This window comes from Micromonospora sp. NPDC005806 (assembly GCF_042871425.1).
In the GTDB taxonomy this organism is placed as follows: Bacteria; Actinomycetota; Actinomycetes; order Mycobacteriales; family Micromonosporaceae; genus Micromonospora.
The window spans coordinates 1-1,146 of the sequence record NZ_JBIAIL010000112.1; the positions used below are offsets into that span (position 1 = coordinate 1).

The following is a 1,146-nucleotide window of genomic DNA, read 5'->3' on the forward strand; positions in this document are numbered from 1 at the left end:
CTAGTGTGCTGCGCCGCAAGTTCGCCTCATAAGTGGGTGTAGGGTGGTGGGATGCCGAGGACCGGGCGTCCCACCCCGCCGCTGGTGTTGTCCGACGAGGAACGCGCAACGCTGGTGCGCTGGTCGCGGCGGGCGAAGTCCGCGCAGGTTCTCACGATGCGCGCGAAGATCATCCTTGCGTGCGCCGAGGGCGCGTCGAACACCGACGTGGCAACGGCTCTGGGTGTGCATCTGTCCACTGTGGGCAAGTGGCGGCGGCGGTTCCTGACCGAGCGCCTGGACGGGCTGATCGACGAGCAGCGGCCGGGCCGGCCCCCGTCGATCACCTTGGACCAGGTCGAAGACGTTGTGGTCGCCACCCTGGAGCAGACACCGCGCAACGCCACCCATTGGTCGCGCGCGTCCATGGCGGAGCGGTCGGGGCTGTCGAAGTCGACGATCGGGCGGATCTGGCGCGACTTCGGCCTCAAACCCCACCGGGCGGACACGTTCAAGCTGTCCACCGATCCGCAGTTCGTCGAGAAGGTCGTCGACGTCGTCGGGCTGTACCACAACCCGCCGGAACGGGCCGTGGTGCTGTGTGTGGACGAGAAGTCCCAGATCCAGGCCCTGGACCGCTCCCAGTCGGTGCTGCCGATGATGCCCGGTATGCCCGAGCGGCGCACGCATGACTACAGCCGTAACGGGATCACCAGTCTGTTCGCGGCGTTCAACGTCGCCGACGGCTCGGTGATCAGCGAGCTGCGTCGTCAGCACCGGGCCGTGGAGTTCAAGAAGTTCCTGGTCACGATCGATAAGACGGTGCCGGTGGAGCTGGACGTGCATCTGGTCTGTGACATCTACGGCACCCACAAAACCCCGGTCGTGCGTGCCTGGCTGGCCCGGCACCCCCGGTTCCACATGCATTTCACCCCGACCGGCTCGTCCTGGATCAACCAGGTCGAACGCTGGTTCGGGTTCCTCACCGAGCGGAAGATCCGCCGCGGCGCCCACAAGAGCGTGTAGTCCCTCGAGGCCGACATCCGGTCGTGTATCGCTGACTGGAACAGCGATCCACGACCGTTCATCTGGACCAAGACCGCCGAAGAGATCCTGGAATCACTCGCACGATTTTGTAGGCGAATTTCCGGCGCGGGACACTAGGCC

At 65.7% G+C, this 1,146-nt stretch carries 1 pseudogene; it reads left to right on the plus strand.

What is annotated here, in order from left to right:
• Nucleotides 1-51: 51 nt before the first annotated feature.
• A pseudogene (locus ACFYOS_RS36460) lies at nt 52-1,143 on the plus strand (IS630 family transposase).
• Nucleotides 1,144-1,146: the final 3 nt, after the last annotated feature.